This is a genomic window from Escherichia sp. MOD1-EC6300, assembly GCF_002965045.1.
GTDB classification, from domain to species: Bacteria; Pseudomonadota; Gammaproteobacteria; order Enterobacterales; family Enterobacteriaceae; genus Escherichia; species Escherichia coli_F.
Map to the genome: position 1 here is coordinate 24101 of NZ_PTRH01000018.1, position 17180 is coordinate 41280.

13 protein-coding genes and 2 pseudogenes are annotated in these 17180 nt (G+C 52.9%); 5 read left to right on the plus strand and 10 right to left on the minus strand.

The annotated features are described in order from the left end of the window. The first annotated feature begins 97 nt into the window (after positions 1–97). Both BGE37_RS20915 and BGE37_RS20920 read left to right on the plus strand, forming a co-directional pair. Positions 98–820: an SDR family oxidoreductase gene (locus tag BGE37_RS20915; RefSeq protein WP_032183319.1), complete on the plus strand. Its 723-nt coding sequence runs from the start codon at positions 98–100 to the stop codon at positions 818–820. Positions 821–983: 163 nt separating this feature from the next. After that, complete coding sequence (locus BGE37_RS20920; protein WP_032183320.1) at positions 984–1262, plus strand: hypothetical protein; 279 nt, start codon at positions 984–986, stop codon at positions 1260–1262. A gap of 412 nt (positions 1263–1674) precedes the next feature. On the opposite strand, the pseudogene ykgR reads toward BGE37_RS20920, so the two are convergent. Continuing rightward, positions 1675–1743: pseudogene (gene ykgR, locus BGE37_RS20925) on the minus strand (small membrane protein YkgR); the annotation flags it as partial. Between the two features lie 229 nt (positions 1744–1972). Further along, positions 1973–2857 carry a LysR family transcriptional regulator gene (locus tag BGE37_RS20930; protein ID WP_001119037.1) on the minus strand — a complete coding sequence of 295 codons (885 nt, stop codon included), beginning with the start codon at positions 2855–2857 and terminating at the stop codon, positions 1973–1975. A 264-nt stretch (positions 2858–3121) separates the two neighbouring features. Between BGE37_RS20930 and BGE37_RS20935 the strand changes: the two genes are divergently transcribed. Together BGE37_RS20935 and BGE37_RS20940 are read left to right on the plus strand one after the other, a co-directional pair. Beyond that, positions 3122–4180 carry an alpha/beta hydrolase gene (locus tag BGE37_RS20935; protein WP_122987197.1) on the plus strand — a complete coding sequence of 353 codons (1059 nt, stop codon included), beginning with the start codon at positions 3122–3124 and terminating at the stop codon, positions 4178–4180. Positions 4181–4321: 141 nt separating this feature from the next. Continuing rightward, a complete protein-coding gene (locus BGE37_RS20940) occupies positions 4322–5449 on the plus strand; it encodes an MFS transporter (protein ID WP_123057344.1) in 1128 nt (375 codons plus the stop codon). A 178-nt stretch (positions 5450–5627) separates the two neighbouring features. On the opposite strand, the gene paoD is transcribed toward BGE37_RS20940, so the two are convergent. Genes paoD through paoA form a run of 4 tightly spaced genes read right to left on the minus strand, consistent with a single transcriptional unit; the run spans position 5628 to position 10431 of the window. Next, positions 5628–6584: a molybdenum cofactor insertion chaperone PaoD gene (gene paoD, locus BGE37_RS20945; RefSeq protein ID WP_105288402.1), complete on the minus strand. Its 957-nt coding sequence runs from the start codon at positions 6582–6584 to the stop codon at positions 5628–5630. 9 nt (positions 6585–6593) lie between these two features. Next, positions 6594–8792 carry an aldehyde oxidoreductase molybdenum-binding subunit PaoC gene (gene paoC / locus BGE37_RS20950; protein WP_000667032.1) on the minus strand — a complete coding sequence of 733 codons (2199 nt, stop codon included), beginning with the start codon at positions 8790–8792 and terminating at the stop codon, positions 6594–6596. Next, complete coding sequence (gene paoB / locus BGE37_RS20955; RefSeq protein WP_000643332.1) at positions 8789–9745, minus strand: aldehyde oxidoreductase FAD-binding subunit PaoB; 957 nt, start codon at positions 9743–9745, stop codon at positions 8789–8791. The genes paoC and paoB overlap by 4 nt, the downstream gene beginning before the upstream one ends. Further along, positions 9742–10431 carry an aldehyde dehydrogenase iron-sulfur subunit PaoA gene (gene paoA, locus BGE37_RS20960; RefSeq protein WP_000070682.1) on the minus strand — a complete coding sequence of 230 codons (690 nt, stop codon included), beginning with the start codon at positions 10429–10431 and terminating at the stop codon, positions 9742–9744. The genes paoB and paoA overlap by 4 nt, the downstream gene beginning before the upstream one ends. 405 nt (positions 10432–10836) lie before the next feature. Here paoA and BGE37_RS20970 point away from each other — a divergent pair, with 405 nt between their 5' ends. After that, the gene (locus BGE37_RS20970) at positions 10837–11451 is read left to right on the plus strand and encodes a YagU family protein (RefSeq protein WP_001019923.1); all 615 of its coding nucleotides are present in this window, start codon (positions 10837–10839) and stop codon (positions 11449–11451) included. Between the two features lie 248 nt (positions 11452–11699). Here the strand turns inward: BGE37_RS20970 and BGE37_RS20980 are convergent, their stop codons facing one another. The 4 genes and pseudogenes from BGE37_RS20980 to ecpC form a co-directional block, all read right to left on the minus strand. Continuing rightward, positions 11700–12029, minus strand: coding sequence for a YkgJ family cysteine cluster protein (locus BGE37_RS20980; RefSeq protein WP_001307600.1), 330 nt, complete (start codon positions 12027–12029; stop codon positions 11700–11702). Positions 12030–12342: 313 nt separating this feature from the next. Next, positions 12343–13053, minus strand: coding sequence for a fimbrial chaperone EcpE (ecpE, locus tag BGE37_RS20985; RefSeq protein ID WP_105288403.1), 711 nt, complete (start codon positions 13051–13053; stop codon positions 12343–12345). Further along, positions 13022–14665 (minus strand): fimbrial adhesin EcpD, encoded by a 1644-nt coding sequence (gene ecpD / locus BGE37_RS20990; RefSeq protein ID WP_105277147.1) that lies wholly within the window; start codon positions 14663–14665, stop codon positions 13022–13024. The genes ecpE and ecpD overlap by 32 nt, the downstream gene beginning before the upstream one ends. Then, positions 14655–17180, minus strand: a pseudogene (gene ecpC, locus BGE37_RS20995) (fimbrial usher EcpC). The gene ecpD and the pseudogene ecpC overlap by 11 nt, the downstream one beginning before the upstream one ends.

A 17180-nucleotide genomic window follows, 5' to 3' on the forward strand; every position in this document is an offset into this window, starting at 1 on the left:
GTTTAATGCCGCTAACCATTGAGTACATTGAAAGCAGGATACTGGAACCAATCATAAAGTTCTATTCTCTCTCCGAACACATTTGAAGGAGAACGTAATGGATAAGGTCATATTAATCACCGGCGCATCAAGTGGTATTGGGGAAGGTATTGCCAGAGAGCTGGGAACGGCAGGTGCAAAGGTTTTACTGGGAGCACGCAGACTTGAGCGTATCGAAGCCATTGCAAAAGAAATCTGCCGCGCAGGAGGAATTGCTAAAGCGCGGGAGTTGGATGTCACAGACCGACAGTCCATGGCAGATTTCGTGCAAGCAGCGCTGGATAGCTGGGGGCGAGTTGATGTTCTTATCAATAATGCGGGCGTTATGCCGCTTTCACCGCTTGCAGCAGGAAAACAAAATGAATGGGAGCTCACTATTGACGTGAATATCAAAGGCGTACTTTGGGGAATTGGCGCTGTACTTCCGGTGATGGAAGCACAGGGTTCCGGTCAGATAATCAATCTTGGTTCTATTGGTGCCCTTTCTGTTGTGCCCACAGGCGCAGTCTATTGCGCATCAAAATTTGCAGTACGGGCTATTTCTGATGGCTTACGGCAGGAAAGCTCGAAAATCCGTGTGACCTGCGTAAATCCTGGGGTTGTAGAAAGTGAACTGGCTTCAACCATTACCCATGTGGAAACCATGAAGTCAATGAACGCCTACCGTTCTGTTGCACTTCAACCCGCGGATATTGCCCGTGCTGTAAGGCATATTATTGAATCTCCCGAAAGCGTTGATACAACCGAAATTACCATCAGACCTACTGCATCTGCAAACTGAAGAATAACTTTTATATTCACGTTTTATTAAATAGGTCGGGAGGAAAATTGATATCCACCTGTTTTGCATAGCAAGATGCATTATGTATTGCTCACCCCGAAGGAGATGAAGGTTTAATTACAGAAGGAGTGTTTTCTCTTGGAGTAAATATGACTCATGTTTAATACCTATGTATATAAAACTCACCCTCTCAATTGTCAGGAGAATTAACGTGAATACTATCTGTTCTTTAATTGTTGTGGTTACACTGTCTTTATTATCATTCAGTAGCGTCGCCAAAAAGATTACTGCCGTCGGTTCAACCATTAACAGCACTGAAAAAGAAATTTCTTTACAGGCAGAAAAACAAGGGAAATCATATAAAATTCTGGGCGCGTTTTTTAAGAACAGAGTTTATATGATAGCAAAGTTAACACCAGTCAGTAAAAATGATGCTTCATAAGGTTCATGGTATAATTTGTAAGACATGATCAAGAAGCACGTCTATTGACTCAAAATTGTCATTTGTCAGGCAATGGAATACCTGACAAATGACGCTATCCCAATCTATTGTACCAGTCGTTCTGCTAATTCTACCGATACTTCGGTCTGGAGTGGTAGAGTAATATTGGACACAGTTTTATTTTCTCTCTTTTTCGAGGGATGTATATGATCAGGAAGAATACATCCCTAAGCGGTTAATGCTGGCGTAATCAATAGACCAGCATTAATCACAGATGATTACCAATCAGACAGAAATGGTTAAATCGTCGAATTCATATTTAATACGTTTTCTTACGCCGCTGAACAACTTGAAAAGCAGGAAAAGGATGCATATTTTAAATATCAGTGAAGTGAACGGTTTATGGCCGTTATTAATAGAAATGGAGGAATAAATAGGCGTATTCTACTATTGCAACAAAAACAACGATATTGATCGGTTTTCATAATGAAGTAACCTGACAGATATAAAAATGTTGATTGAGGCTAAATTCCCGGATGAAGGTTGTCGAGGGAGCCAGGTACTTTTTTCTTATGGGTGATCTCCATTGCTGGATAGTCCCCTTGTACAGATAAGTCCGCTCTTTCTCGCTCAAAGCGGCCCCTGGAATTGAACGCAGAGTGACTACCTGACACAATATTGCACAGTGAAGAGTCGGTCGTTGTTAACGTTCAGATTTTCAATGTATCAATGACCATCCGCAGAGCGGGGGAGACGTTGCGATGAGGGTAATAGAGAAACAATCCCTCCATTCGCAGGCTGTAACGCTGCAACACTCTGATAAGCTTACCGTGTTCTAAATCATCCGCAACCAGTTCAACAGGAACATAGGCCAATCCGAGGCCCAGCCGTGCGGCTTCTGCTTCCATATAGCTGTCGGATAGGGCCCATTGCCCTTCAGGGCGATGAGTGATTTTTTTATCATCCTGATTGAGTTCCCACTGGTATACGCTGCCGTCGGCAAACTGATAGGCGATACAGGGATGCGCCTTTAAATCCGCCGGGGTTTGCGGAAAACCATAGCGACGAAAATGTTCCGGAGTCCCCACAATTGCCATCTCCATATCGGGCGTGATGCGTACCGCGACCATACCCTGGCCGACTTCAGGCCCCAGGCGGACACCAGCATCGAATCTTTCCTCGATGATATCGACGAACCGGCTCTCATTTATCAGTTCAAGCCGGATATCAGGATATCGCTGTTTAAATACCGCCAGCTTTGGCAGCAGGCATTTATCAATCGCGTGCTGGCTGGCATTGATACGCACCGTGCCGGAGGGCGTCTCTCGATAGTGCGCCAGTGTGGCAAGCCCAAGATCTAACATTTCAAATCCAGATGCCGTCTTCTGGTAGAGCTGCTCGCCTGCTTGCGTCAGCGACAGTTTACGCGTGGTGCGCACCAGCAGCTGGACGCCGAGCCTTTCTTCAAGCTCGCGAACAGAACGGCTGACTCCTGACTGAGCAAGACCCAGCCGCTGAGCCGCTGCGGTAAAGCTGCCTTCCCGCACCACCTGCATAAACAGGTACAGCTCGTTGTAGTTCTCCCTTTTCGCCATTGAAACATCCCCCCTTCATGCCGGCAATCTCCGCATTAATTTATAACAATATGGTATTAATCTTAGCATTAATCGCCCCCTAATCAGCACTAATTCTGCTCACTATAATGACCCCATCAAAGTAAAGCACCGCAGTGTTGTCCGTCGGAAACCTGTATCTCTCTGTTGTTTTTTATGGGGATTTTTATGAAAGCCTTCACCCGAACGCTAAAAATCGCGATGCCGACCATGCTGCTTTTCGCATCATTAAGTGGAGTCACGACAATGAGTTATGCTGATTCAACCAATCCTAATGCCCCTGTGTCCATGACAGATAAATGGGATAAAACGTTCGCCGAGAGCCAGAAAGTCGATCACCGTAAAGTCTCGTTCCCGAACCGATATGGCATCACCTTAGTGGGCGATCTTTACCTGCCTAAAGACCGTGGCGATCGCAAGCTGGCGGCGATTGCGGTCAGTGGGCCATTTGGCGCGGTGAAAGAGCAATCCAGCGGCCTGTATGCGCAGACGCTGGCGGAACGAGGGTTTGTTACCCTGGCGTTCGATCCTTCTTACACCGGGGAAAGCGGCGGCTATCCGCGAAACGTCGCTTCACCGGATATCAACACTGAAGATTTCAGCGCGGCGGTGGATTTCTTAGGGCTGCAAAAAGAGGTAGATCGCAACCGTATCGGGCTGCTCGGTATTTGTGGCTGGGGCGGCATGGCGCTGAACGACGCGGCGATGGATACCCGCGTTAAAGCGGTAGCTACCAGCGTGATGTATGACATGAGCCGGGCGATGGGCCATGGTGTGGGGGATGGCAAAGACCGTTATTCTACCGCCGACCGTCGTGCTGTTCTGCAATATCTGAATGAACAGCGCTGGAAGGATGCGCAGAGCGGAACGTTCGCTCACGGTGGTCATGATATTAATGTCGACAGCAACGGCAAGGTCAGTGCGGGCGAGCGTATTCTGCCAGAAACGCTGCCGGCAAATCCTCATCCGGTACTGAAAGAGTTCTTTGACTACTATCGCATGCCGCGCGGCTTCCACGAACGTTCCGTTAACTCTACCGGGGCGTGGACGGCAACGATGCCGCTGTCATTTATGAATATGCCGCTGTTGAGCTACGCCAGTGAAATCACCATTCCGACGCTGATTGTGACCGGTGAGAAAGCGCATTCACGCTATTTTGCTGAAGATGCTTACAAGGCGGTTGGCAGTAAAGACAAAGAGCTGGTGGTGGTACCAGGGGCAAATCACGTGGACCTGTACGATAACGTGGCCGGAAAAATACCTTTCGCGAAGTTCGAACAATTTTTCCAGACCAAACTGAAATAAAACCTCTCCTGAATTGATGCAAAGCCACCGGTCTATGGCCGGTGGCTTTTATCCTGATCTTTGTGAAATTTCACTATGTCGACACTAAGCCAAACACCATCACCTCATCATCAGCACGCATACTGGGGCGGTATTTTTGCCATGACCCTGTGCGTGTTTGTGCTGATTGCTTCTGAATTTATGCCCGTCAGCCTGCTCACGCCGATTACCCGCGATTTAGGCGTGACGGAGGGGCTGGCAGGGCAGGGGATTGCTATCTCCGGCGCGCTGGCGGTTCTGACCAGCCTGACGCTTTCAACGCTAGCTGGAAAGATGAATCGTAAGTTCCTGCTGCTGGGGATGACGGTTCTGATGGCCGTCTCGGGGCTTATTATTGCGCTGGCTTCCAGTTATCTGATGTATATGGTCGGTCGTGCGATGATTGGTGTGGCTATTGGCGGATTCTGGTCGATGTCTGCGGCAACGGCGATTCGTCTGGTGCCGCAGCAACAGGTCACGCGTGCGCTGGCGATTTTCAATGCCGGTAATGCGCTGGCGACGGTCGTGGCCGCGCCGCTGGGAAGCTATCTGGGGGCTACGGTCGGATGGCGAGGCGCTTTCTTGTGCCTGGTGCCCATGGCGGTTGTCGCCTTTATCTGGCAGTGCATCAGCCTGCCCAGTATGGATGCGAATAAAAGCCACACGTCATTTGGCACGGTATTCCGCTTATTTAGCCGCCGCATGGTTGTGGTCGGCATGATAGCTTGTGGCCTGTTTTTCATGGGGCAGTTTGCGCTATTCACCTATGTGCGCCCGTTTCTGGAGTCGGTGACACGGGTTAATTCCTCAGGCTTGTCGTTGATTTTGCTGATTATCGGCGTGGCCGGTTTTATTGGCACGCTGGTTGTTTCGGCATTTCTCAACAGAAAATTCTACCCCACGCTGATGGCCATACCCGGACTTATGGCCGTCATTGCTATCGGTCTGATGCTTATCGGGCATCACGTCTGGACGGTCTCGCTGCTGTTAGGACTCTGGGGCATGCTGGCCACCGCCGCGCCAACCGGATGGTGGACATGGATTGCGCGTACGTTGCCTGACAACGCCGAAGCCGGAGGCGGGCTCATGGTCGCGGTGATTCAGCTCGCCATCGCCCTTGGATCAACGGCAGGAGGCATTGTGTTTGACCGCCTTGGCTGGCAGAGCACGTTTGCTATGAGTAGCGTGCTGCTCCTTTGCGCTGGCGTACTGACCTTTGTTACCGCACGCCAGAAGGCCGGTGCGCTTTAGTCCGGCGAGGGCGCGCGTTGCTGAATAAGTTACACAAGGCGATGAGCGCCCACTATGGGTTGGGCGCTCTTTTAAACGATTTAGGTGATTTTCTAAAACGGCTACTGCAGATTTTTCTCTTAATTTATGGTATTTCCCCCGGAGGCGAGAAAGCGCTCTCCACGCCCGGCCGCAAGGATCACGACGACGGGGGCAGGCATGAATCCTCCTCCTGATGGAGACGTACAGAAGCGACTTCTGCCAGCACGGAGAGTGCCAGAGTATGCGCATCCCGGGCTTTGGGGAATATCCCGATGGGTGCCCGGATTTGCGCTGTCTCCTCCCTGGACCATCCTAGCTCGTGGAGCTTTTGCAGACGTAACGTGTGGGTTCGATAGCTGCCCAATGCGCCGAGATAAAAGGGTTTTGCCTCTCGCGCGGCCTGCAACACTGGCAGCTCCCGGTTGAGATCATGGCACAGCAAAATGACCGCCGTATCGGTATCGATCTGAGCGCTGGCTGAGGCCGGAAAAATATCGAAGATATGGCTGTCATAGCCTGTGGCTGCTGCAAGACTCGCGGTTGCCTGCGCCTCAAGAGAACGTCCGTAAATCATCAGCCTGACGCATGGCCTGAACCCCACCTCAAAGCCATTGAGATTCCAGCCCGTTCGGGTTTGCGTGGGCAGGCACACCAGCGATTGAGCTTGCGGATCGTAGCGCAGACCCGCCGGTTTTCTCTGTTCCAGGCGGTTCAGCACGGCGAGCAGAGGCTGTGCCGAGCGTAGTTTATGGAGCGTCAGCGTGATCCCACCGCCGCAGGGCAGAACGATGTCAAACCACGGCGAACCTTCGCCATAGCGAATTTCGCGATCGCAGCCTGAGCCCATCACCTCCAGCGCTTCAAAAGCGGCAGCGGCCTCCACGCAGCCGCCAGAGACAAAACCGCAGTAACGACCATCTTCGCGCACCACCATCTGTGCTCCGAGCGGGCGCGCCGCGCCGCCGCGTATCTTCACCAGCGTCACCAGCACCGCTCCTTTACCGGACATTAGCGCCTCTACGGCGAAGCGCAGAATGGTCCGGTGGTCATCGGTGAGAAACGCCTGCTCTGGCTTATGCCAGTGCTCGTCTTTGTCAAAAAGCGAGTATGACATTGTTCCTCCTTAAACCACATCCGGCAGTTTATCGAGCAGCTTATCCAGAGTGATGGGATAATCCCGTACCCGAATACCGGTGGCGTTATACACCGCGTTGGCGATAGCCGCGCTCACGCCGCACAGGCCCAGCTCACCGACACCTTTGGCCTTCATCGGGGAGGAGATGGGGTCGGTATCATCCAGGAAAATCACCTCCTGTTTTGGGATATCCGCATGAACCGGCACCTCATACCCCGCCATATCGTGATTAACGAAGTAGCCCAAACGGTCATCTACCGCCAGCTCCTCCATCAGTGCCGCGCCCATGCCCATAGTCATCGCGCCAATGACCTGGCTGCGTGCAGTTTTCGGATTCAGAATGCGCCCCGCTGCGCACACGGCGAGCATACGCCGGACCCGAACTTCTCCCGTCGCGCTATGCACGCCGACCTCCACAAAATGCCCGGCAAAGGTCGATTGCTGGTACTCCTTGCTGAGAGTGCCGAACTCAATGCTCTCTTCCGCTGTCAGTCTGCCGCCTGCGGTGGCCTCATGTAGCGTGGCGCTTCGGGTACCGTTGGTAATCTTGCCGTCGGCAAACTGCGACTGCTCAGGATCAAACCCGACCGCCGAGGCAATCATTTCGCGAAGTTTCACACAGGCGGCGTAAACGCCGGAGGTGGAGGTATTCGCGCCCCATTGTCCACCAGAACCCGCAGAAACCGGGAAACTGGAATCGCCGAGGTGAACCGCAACCTGCTCCAGCGGTACGCCAAGCATTTCCGCTGCCGTCTGGGCCAGAATGGTGTAGCTGCCGGTGCCAATGTCGGTCATGTCCGTTTCTACGGTAACGGTGCCATTTTGTTCGAGGTGAACCCGAGCACCCGATTTTTCCAGCAGATTATTGCGAAAGCCCGCCGCAACACCGTGGCCGACTAGCCACTCCCCGTCGCGCACCTGTCCGGGTGTAGCGTTGCGCTGCTTCCAGCCAAATTTATCCGCTCCGGTGCGCAAGCACTCGATAAGCTGACGGCGAGAGAAGCGGCGCGTCGGGTCGGCGGGGTCAACCTGAGTGTCATTCAGGATGCGAAACTCGACGGGATCGATGCCCGCTTTTTCCGCCAGTTCGTCGATCGCGATTTCGAGCGCCATCAGACCGGGGGCTTCGCCGGGCGCACGCATGGCGTTCCCTTCCGGCAAATCAAGCGCGGCGAGCCGCAGGCCGGTATGACGGTTTGCCCCTGCGTAGAGTAATTCGCTTTGCTGTACCGCCGTTTCCGGCGTGCCGCCGGGCAGGTTTCCGGACCAGCTTTCATGTGAGATAGCGGTGATTTTCCCGCTCTGGTCGGCACCGATACGCAGGTGCTGAAGGGTGGCGGGGCGGTGCGTGGTGTTATTGGGAATAGTGGGGCGGGGGAGCATCACTTTAACCGGACGTTTCACCGCACGGGCGGCGAGGGCCGCCAGCAGCGCATCGCTTCTCAGGAATAGCTTGCCGCCAAACCCTCCGCCGATATACGGGGAGATAATACGCACATTCTCCACGGGCACTTTCAGCGTTTTTGCCAGATCGGTGCGGCACCAGTCAATCATCTGATTTGAGGTCCAGAGGGTAAGCTTATTTCCATCCCAGACGGCCATCGAGGCATGCGGCTCCATCGCCATATGGCTCTGGTCCGGGGTCGTGTATGTAGCATCAATTTTCACTGCAGCGGAGGTGAAAGCCCCGTCAAAGTCACCAACGTTTTTATCGGGCGTGTCTTCCGGCGGCTGACTGACGGCCTGTTTCTCGTCCGCCAGGGAGTAAGCTCCTTTATTACGGCGATAGTGCGCCTGCACCAGCGAGGCCGCCGCTCGCGCCTGTTCGAAGGTCTCGGCCACTACCAGCGCAATGGCCTGATGATAGTGCTCAATAGTGGGGCCGCCTAACAGCCTGGCGGTGTTTTTGTCGCCTTTGCCGAGTGCCCCAGCGTTACTGGCGGTAATGACAGCCAGTACGCCCGGCGCTTTTTGCGCGGCGTCCGTATCTAGGGCGGTGAGGCGTCCTTTGGCAATGGCGGAACCGACGATATAGCCATAGGCGGCGTTGGGGGCTTCTTCATGCCATTCGTAGGCGTAGCGTGCCGTGCCGGTAGTTTTCAGCGGTCCGTCGATGCGGTCATGGGGACGACCGACAACCTTCAGCTGATCGATCGGGTTTTCCCCTGCGGGTTTATCAAATTTCATGCCTGTGCCCTCGCTTCAGCCAGTACGGAGGCAAGCGTTCGCTTCGCCAACAGGAGTTTAAAGGTATTTTCAGCGGTGGGATGGGCGCTGGCGAACAGCGCGTCATACACGGCCTGCGCCCCCTGGGATAGCTGAGCATCCGCAGCCTCAATGCGCCAGGGCTTATGTGCTACTCCGCCCAGCGCGACGCGCCCGCTGCCGTCAGGCTGAATAATCGCCGCGACCGATACCAGGGCAAAGGCGTAGGAGGCGCGATCGCGCACCTTGCGGTAGATATGTTTTCCGCCGAGCGGCGGAGGTAACGTCACCGCAACGATAAGCTCACCGGGAAGCAGGGCGGTTTCAATGTGCGGCGTTTTCCCCGGTGGGTGATAAAAATCAGCCAGTGTGATACTGCGAGTTTTTCCCTCCGGCGTGATGGTTTCCACCACCGCATCCAGCAACCGCATTGCGACCGCCATATCGCTCGGATGGGTGGCAATGCAGGCTTCGCTTACGCCTACCACCGCGTGCTGACGGCTAAAGCCTTCAAGTGCCGCGCAGCCGCTCCCGGGCAGGCGCTTATTGCAGGGCTGATTGGTGTCGTAAAAATAGGGGCAGCGCGTGCGCTGGAGCAGATTACCTGCGGTGGTTGCCTGATTACGTAACTGACCAGACGCGCCAGCGAGCAGAGCGCGGGAGAGTACCGCGTAATCACGACGCACGCGCTCGTGAGCCGCCAGGTCGGTGTTCCGTACCAGTGCGCCGATGCGCAGCCCACCCGCGTCGGTCACTTCAATCTTATCGAGCCCGAGCCCGTTCACATCGATAAGGTGGGTTGGCGTTTCAATTTCCAGCTTCATCAGGTCCAGCAGATTGGTCCCGCCAGCGATAAATTTTGCGCCGGGTACGCGCTGAGCGCTAAGTGCCGCCTCGGCAGGGGTGTTCACACGTTCATAGGTAAACGCCTTCATGATTTTATCTCCCCCGCAGCGTCTTCAATGGCGGCAAGGATGTTAGCGTATGCACCACAGCGACAGATGTTGCCGCTCATACGTTCACGGATCTCATCGGCAGTTCTTTCTGGAGGGGAAACCAAATCGACCGTGACGTGACTGGGAATGCCGTCCTGAATCTCTTTTAGCACCGCTACTGATGAGCAAATTTGCCCGGAGGTGCAGTAGCCGCACTGGAAGCCATCATGCTTGATAAAGGCCGCCTGCATGGGGTGAAGATTCTCTGGTGAACCCAGGCCTTCAATGGTGGTGATCTCGGCCCCCTGATGCATGACTGCCAGCGTCAGGCAGGCATTAAGCCTGCGACCATTGACCAGTACGGTACAGGCTCCGCACTGTCCGTGATCGCAACCTTTCTTGGTACCGATCAGATGCAGATTTTCACGCAAAGCGTCCAGTAGCGTGGTTCGGGTATCCACCTCAAGCTGCTCGGTTTTGCCGTTCACCTTAAGTGTCAGGGGCATTATCTCTGGCGCGGGTGTAGCTGCCGGAACGCTTGCCGCAAGCGTAGAATGAGGATAAACCACGGCGGTCGCCGCCGTTGCGGCGCTCACTTTAATCAGATCGCGGCGGGTCAAACTAAAATCGTGCGGCTCGTGCTTCCCAACCCGATTATCTTCGGGGTATTCGCCTTGGTTGCTCATACCAGGCCTCCGGTATTCTAAAGGGGAAAATAAGAGTGCGTTGCGAGAGTGTTGATGCTTTTTTAAACGTTAAGCATAGTCGGTGAGAGCAGGAGGATTATTCTTAAAACGCGAATGCAGCTATGAGCCCGGCTAATTAATTCATATTCGCCGATGACGGGAGCTAGTTTATTGCTTTAGTTGTGCGATGCAAAAACCGATAAGGAAACCTGTGATTGTCAGCTCTGCATCACCCTGCAAGTCGTTGTCACTTCTAACATAAAAATAGGGAGAAATGATGGTGCTTATATTAATTGGCGATTAGTCACCATTGCATTATACAAAACAATACAGTTCTTTACATTTATCTTGTTTTATGAATACTCCTGAAGAGGTGTACAACATAATGAAACAAACAGGGTAAATATGAATATATTTGAACAAACTCCACCGAACCGCAGACGTTATGGTCTTGCTGCATTCATTGGGCTAATTGCTGGCGTTGTTTCCGCATTTGTGAAGTGGGGGGCTGAAGTTCCATTGCCGCCACGTAGCCCGGTGGATATGTTTAATGCAGCGTGTGGCCCGGAATCATTAATCAGGGCTGCTGGGCAAATTGATTGCTCCCGTAATTTTCTCAATCCTCCGTATATTTTTCTTCGAGACTGGCTGGGACTGACAGATCCAAATTCGGCTGTTTATACCTTTGCCGGGCATGTCTTTAACTGGGTTGGTGTTACGCACATTATCTTTTCGATAGTGTTTGCTGTCGGTTATTGTGTGGTCGCTGAAGTATTTCCAAAAATTAAACTCTGGCAGGGCTTACTGGCAGGTGCTTTAGCCCAACTTTTTGTTCATATGATTTCATTCCCTCTCATGGGACTGACGCCACCTCTGTTTGATCTCCCGTGGTATGAGAATGTTTCTGAAATTTTTGGACATTTAGTCTGGTTCTGGTCCATTGAAATTATTCGCAGAGATTTACGAAACAGAATTACTCATGAGCCAGACCCTGAGATCCCTTTAGGCTCAAACAGATAATGCATTGAATGATAAAAATGGCGCAAATACAGCGCCATTTTTATAGGTTAAAAACATTGTTTTTAACTTTCTGATGCAGATAGCCAGTGAGTACATCGCGCTACTTCAGGATGCTGTAGATCCGGAGAACCCTATAGAGGAAGAGGCATTGTTGCTGGCAGATGGAAGAAGTTTCGGGTTTTGTTATCCCTGAAAAACGAAGCCCCGCGATTATAGCTGGCGGGGCAGTGCAATTAATTATTGCATCTTTATAACGGTGTCAGCCCGTATTTAGCTCTTGCACGATTGCAAGCCTCATTGACTTCTCCGTTCTCACCAGACATGGCGAATTCTCTGCACGTGGACGATCGATTTTTATATATCGTGCAGCAGGCATTTTTGCCCGGTGTTCCTGCAAGGGCAATACATCTGGGGTTTTTCTGATTGGTACCGCTCATGCATCGGTGAAAAGGGGATATTTGTTCAGTGAGCCTGGCGGGAATGGTACCGCCAGCATCGTCGGCTTCGGCCCAGTAAAAAGAGACGCGGAAAAATGCACAACAGGCACCACACGTCATGCATGGATTCAGATTGCTCATAATTCACCAGTACAGCTATAAATCGTAAAGAGAACAGCGGTACATCGTATGTAAGAACGTACCGCGGTTGGCTGGGGAACTTTCGATAGTGTGAGTATTGAATGATTTCCAGCCGTTACCGATTTTACGTACTAATTCGTGAAGAAACCACTCGTTAGCAGGCTGCCTGGCACTTTTCCGTGTCTCCTGAACACTATGGTGTACATATGAGAAAGCCCATCATTACAGGTGACATTGACGATCGCTTCCACATCATTTAAACGATTATTTGAGTCTCTGAGGTGGAATTCTTCCCTCGTCCGATGGATAAGTCTTAGTCCGCCGAAGGGGGCTTAGCAGGACAGGAATCGCTAATCTTAATGAATTTGTCGTTATAGACCAGATAATGATTCCCCGGCTGACGTAACTCAGGCTGATGAACTACGTCTCCCGGACGTAGATACCAGGCGTCGCCTTCCTCTTCGGTCGAATCACATCCTGGTTTAATCAGTAGCTTAAACCACGTGTTGCCGGTGTTACTTACCGTTCCTGTCACCTGGTCGAAGGACCATTTAAACTGAACCTGACGAGGTCGTACTACCAGAATGGTATCCATCACCACCACCGGCTCAGTGCTGACCTCGCCGCCGGTTGGGCTGCGTCTTGTCTGGTTGCGAGTGGGGACCTCGCGAAATGAGACCCGGTAGTAGCGCTCGCGGTTATCCTGGGGGCCATGATAGTAAAATTTAAAATACTCACTCTCACCAGCCTGCAACGCCAGCTGGCGGGGAGCGAAAAGCAGTTCACCATCCACCGGTCGAGTGCGCAATTCACTGCTGCCTGGGCTATCGATGGCACTGATGGCAATACGGTATATCCGCGCGCTTTTGTTGTTATTCACTACACGTTTGCTGACAAAGTCAGTCTCGGACGGCAGTGAAAAAGTCAGATTGCCGACCGAAATCGCCTGTGTCAAAGGTGTCGCCAGCATACAGACCACTGTCAGCAGGGCCTTAGTTAATGTTACGCCATGTCGCCTGAACATGAATCTCTCCTGAAGCGCTAACTTCGCCAAACCAGCCGTTATCATCTATCGTACGCAGCGAAATGGCGTTATCCATTGGAATCGAAAATTTGACAGTGGTCTTATCCATCTGCCCCACTTCGCCAGAGATATCAGTCCACGGTGTGGTTAGCCACAGCGCATCGGTCATATCCCGCCAGCTATCATCGCACCCGGCATCGTAGGTTTTTGTAGCTCCGTTGCGGGTAATAAAGGAAAGCGTCGCCGGGAACGGTACTTTCGCCTTACCGTCATCGGAGCTGAAGACACAATAGGAGCGTCCGCCAATCACCTGCGCGGGTCCGGTCACCTTGATCAGCACTTCGTCGGCAGCTGTTTTACCGCTGGTGGTTACGATATAGCCGAAATCGAGTGCCGACTCGCCGCTGCCAACATATCCCTCCCGCGACGGTGTCTGAGTATATTCATCGGAGATAATACTGATGCTGAAATCACGGGGTTTGATAATCAGCGTGTTGGAGGTAGAAAATTCATACCAGCCAGACTCCGGTGATGTGGTGTTCTGAAAGCGAAAGTTGAATAGATCTTTGGTGTTGATATCGCTGATCCCCAGGTTCACCATCTGCTTAAAGAAGTTGCTCGAGAAGAAAACATAGATCGAGTCTGCGCTCTTCATCTCGTTGAAGGTGTAGTAATAAGCGGTATTGCTCACCGGTTTCCATGAACTACCATTCAGACTGAACTGCATATCGTACGCCCCGACGGCCGAGGCTAACGACGAGTTGGCGATCGCCGGGAATATATGGATTGAGGTGTTGCTGAGCCCGTTTGTTTGCAGGGTATAGTTAACCATCTTACAACTTAATCCTGAACGGCTGCCGATGGTTTGCGTCCGGCAGTCGGCGTTCCCTTCGCCCAGAGTCGGTACTCCGTCGCTGTTGATAAATACCTCCGCCAGCGAGTGGGTATTTATCAACCGCAAATTTGCTGCTTTCGTATGGGTGACGTTGCGAACATACCAGTTGCCGGAGGCCTGATCCTTACAGCGCGCGCCGCTGCTGGCGTCATAGTTCACTGAGGTTTGGCAGGCATTGATGGTCATCGTAAAGCTGCTGCCAACGGGCATTTGTTGCAGATACTGGTAAAACGCGTCTGACAACATGCCGTGCATCCACTTCGAGCCGCCGCTGGTCACCGTCGCGCCATAAAATCCACTGGCGTCGGTGGTTTGCGGCAGGATAAGACTGGTGGTCATATTACACCCTGCGTACCAGTTGATGCAGCGCAAGCCAGTTAAAGGAGATGAAACCGGCGAATTTTCCAGCCACATATCAAACTTCCAGTTGGTATAAAGGCCGGTGTTGTAACCGTTATCAATGTAGCCGAGGCTTTGTTGATAGATGGTTCCTGAGCCAGTGTATTTTAAACCGGTCCAGCGGTTGGCACCGGTCAGGCGCGGATCCAGCGCCCCGCCAGGCGTGACGAAAAAGTTGTCGTCTGAGTTGTTTTCGACAAACACAAACTCGCGTGCCGGTGCATCCGTCCAGATTGTTTTGCTCACTGCAGCTCTGAGCGCGGTTGCTGGCCAGAATAGCGCAAAGATTATCATCGCTATCAGTAGGTTAACTCTCATTCTCTTCTCCTGTCTGCGTCACCGCCGCCCACGATGAGAGGCCGCTGCAGACCACATCACCGACCCAGACGGCACCGCGCGCCTGGTCGAGTTCCAGTGCCACTTCGCAGGTTTTATTGCCACTGTAGCGAAAATCGATAGTGGGGTATTTCTTATCCACGTCCATGACAAACTCGCCGTTTTCATCGGTTCGGGTTCGGCCGATATGGTTGTTAATCCGTGCGTTAGCCAGCAGTGTGCCGTCTTCTGCACGGATACGACCGGAGACGGTAACCATCTGCTTCACCTCTGGCTCAATGACGGCGACATTGCCTGGATAGAGGGTCAGATGGCTTTTGCGGCCGCTGACGATATCGTAGCTGTCGAGTGAGTTTTTGCTGTTCTGCAACTCCACCTCATATCTCCCATACGGAGAGAGCGGGAGGTAGTTGCGCTTGCCGTTAAGCGGGAAAATCCGCCCGTTGATTTTGGCGCTGATCTGACCGTCGTCCTCCAGCCCGGTGTTGAATATCACCCCAGCGTTGCCATCAGTCCGCCCGCTGGCAGCGATGTTTTTACCCTGCCAGCCGACGCTGCCATTGGCGGTCAAGTTGGTATTGACGTAGCCGTCCGCCGCGCTATTGACGTTCAGCGTTCCGCTGGCGTAACGAGCGTCGAACTGTGCATACGCCCCACCGCTGAGGGTTTTGTCATCACCGGTATCGCCGGAGATGGCTCGTGACAGATTGGCACCAACAGTGCGAATGGTTCCTTCATCAAACTGCTTGCGTGCTGACAGGTTTGCCATGGTGTAGCCGTTTTGATGAGTCATCCCTGCGCTAAACCAGTTGCCCAGAGGTAGCGAGAGATCGAGAGCGATATATTTCCCTGTATTGGCGCTGCTGTCGCCGTTGTTATAGCGCTGAATACCGGCTCGCAGGCCAAGCGAACCAAAGGTACCGCTGTAAACACTTTGATAGTAATCTGCCGTGTAATAATGGCTGTTGTAGCGGCGGTCATCATTGTAGCTGATGCTGAATGTGCCCAGCTTCGACCACAGTGAGTTCAGGTTGAGTGTGCCGCCGATTGCACGGTTGTCGGCATCGCTACGCCGCAATTGATTGCCAATGCGGGTTTTCTCCTGGTTAACCTACAGCGAACTGAAGCCTCCCGGTAGTGTGGCGCTGATGCTGCCGATATTGCTCCATGAGCTGTCACTGGCCAGCATGTTTTGCAGGTTAACGTTGATTGCTCCCCCAAGCGGCAGCGTCAGACGGGTTTCACCTACTGCCTGATTATCGTACCCATATCCCGTTGCCGCCCAGCTAAGCGTACTCAGTGAGCCGGAGGTCGAGGCTCCTGCTAGCCAACTCTCTTTAGCTGGTCGCGTCTTTTTCCCGTTTTCCGACCAGCGATCCATATGAAAGCTGCCGCCCCATATCTGCCACGCCAGCGGCGCACCGACACCGCGCCCCCGGCTAAACAGCTTATTGACCCGCTGGGTGCGTTTGCTGATCACGCGACCGTTAACGATCACCTCAACTTCCACATCGTAAATACCGTACGGTAGACCTCGGGTATCCACTTCATGATTGCCCATGGTGAAGTTCTGAACGCTTAGTAGCCGCCCATCACGGGTGAGATGTACTTCGCCCGCCGCCGGTAAAAAGGCGATCACTGGCGTGGCCGACTGGCTGCTGTCGAAGATGGTGGAGCTGGCCTGGTTTCCCCAGGAAAGGCCGTAAATCTTCCCTGCTGAAATGGCGGTCATCGGCCCTAAGGACTGCAAGTTCCAGGTGTCGAGCATTCCACCGGCAAATCGGTGACCAGCAAAATCGCGTTCATACATCGCTTTATATAATTCACTGTCCTGTTGACCGCTACCGATCCCATACAGCGAGCCGTCGAGCACCACATGATGTTCGCGCAGTGCTGTCACGTTATTTAGCGACAGATAGCTGGATGTATTGTTCCCGCCGTTACGCAACTGGTTGTTATAGATGCCGAAGTTATAGCTCAGGTTACTGCTGAGGGTGTTAACACTGGATTGCCCGATGTCTTCGCTACGTGAGCGTAGTACGGTGCCCAGTGCTTCGCGCTTGACCACCAGCTGCAGCAGCAGTTGGCGCAAGCTGAGATCCAACTGCGCGTTGTCAGTCAGGGGGATGGTAAGGGCCTCATTGAACGGGGCGTTGGCCAGAGTCATCAGTTGCTGTCGAGTTTGTTCGCTGACACTGGCGTTATCTTCACTCTCTTCCAGCTGTATTTTCCGGATGCGTAACTGTCCATCATCCAACCAGATAAAAGCGCTGCCGATTCGCTGATCGTCCTGGCGACCCTGGCTACCGGCGAGATGAATATAGAGCGGGATGCTCATGCCGTCCTGAAGCGCCTGACTGAAGGCCTGCGGAATAATCACCCCACCTATTTGCTGCGCGCTTATGTCAGCAGCGCTGGCATCGGGCTGAACGAACAAAAAGACCATGCCGAAGGCAAACTGGGCTTTCAGTCCTGGGGAGAACCGTCGTAAAGGCAT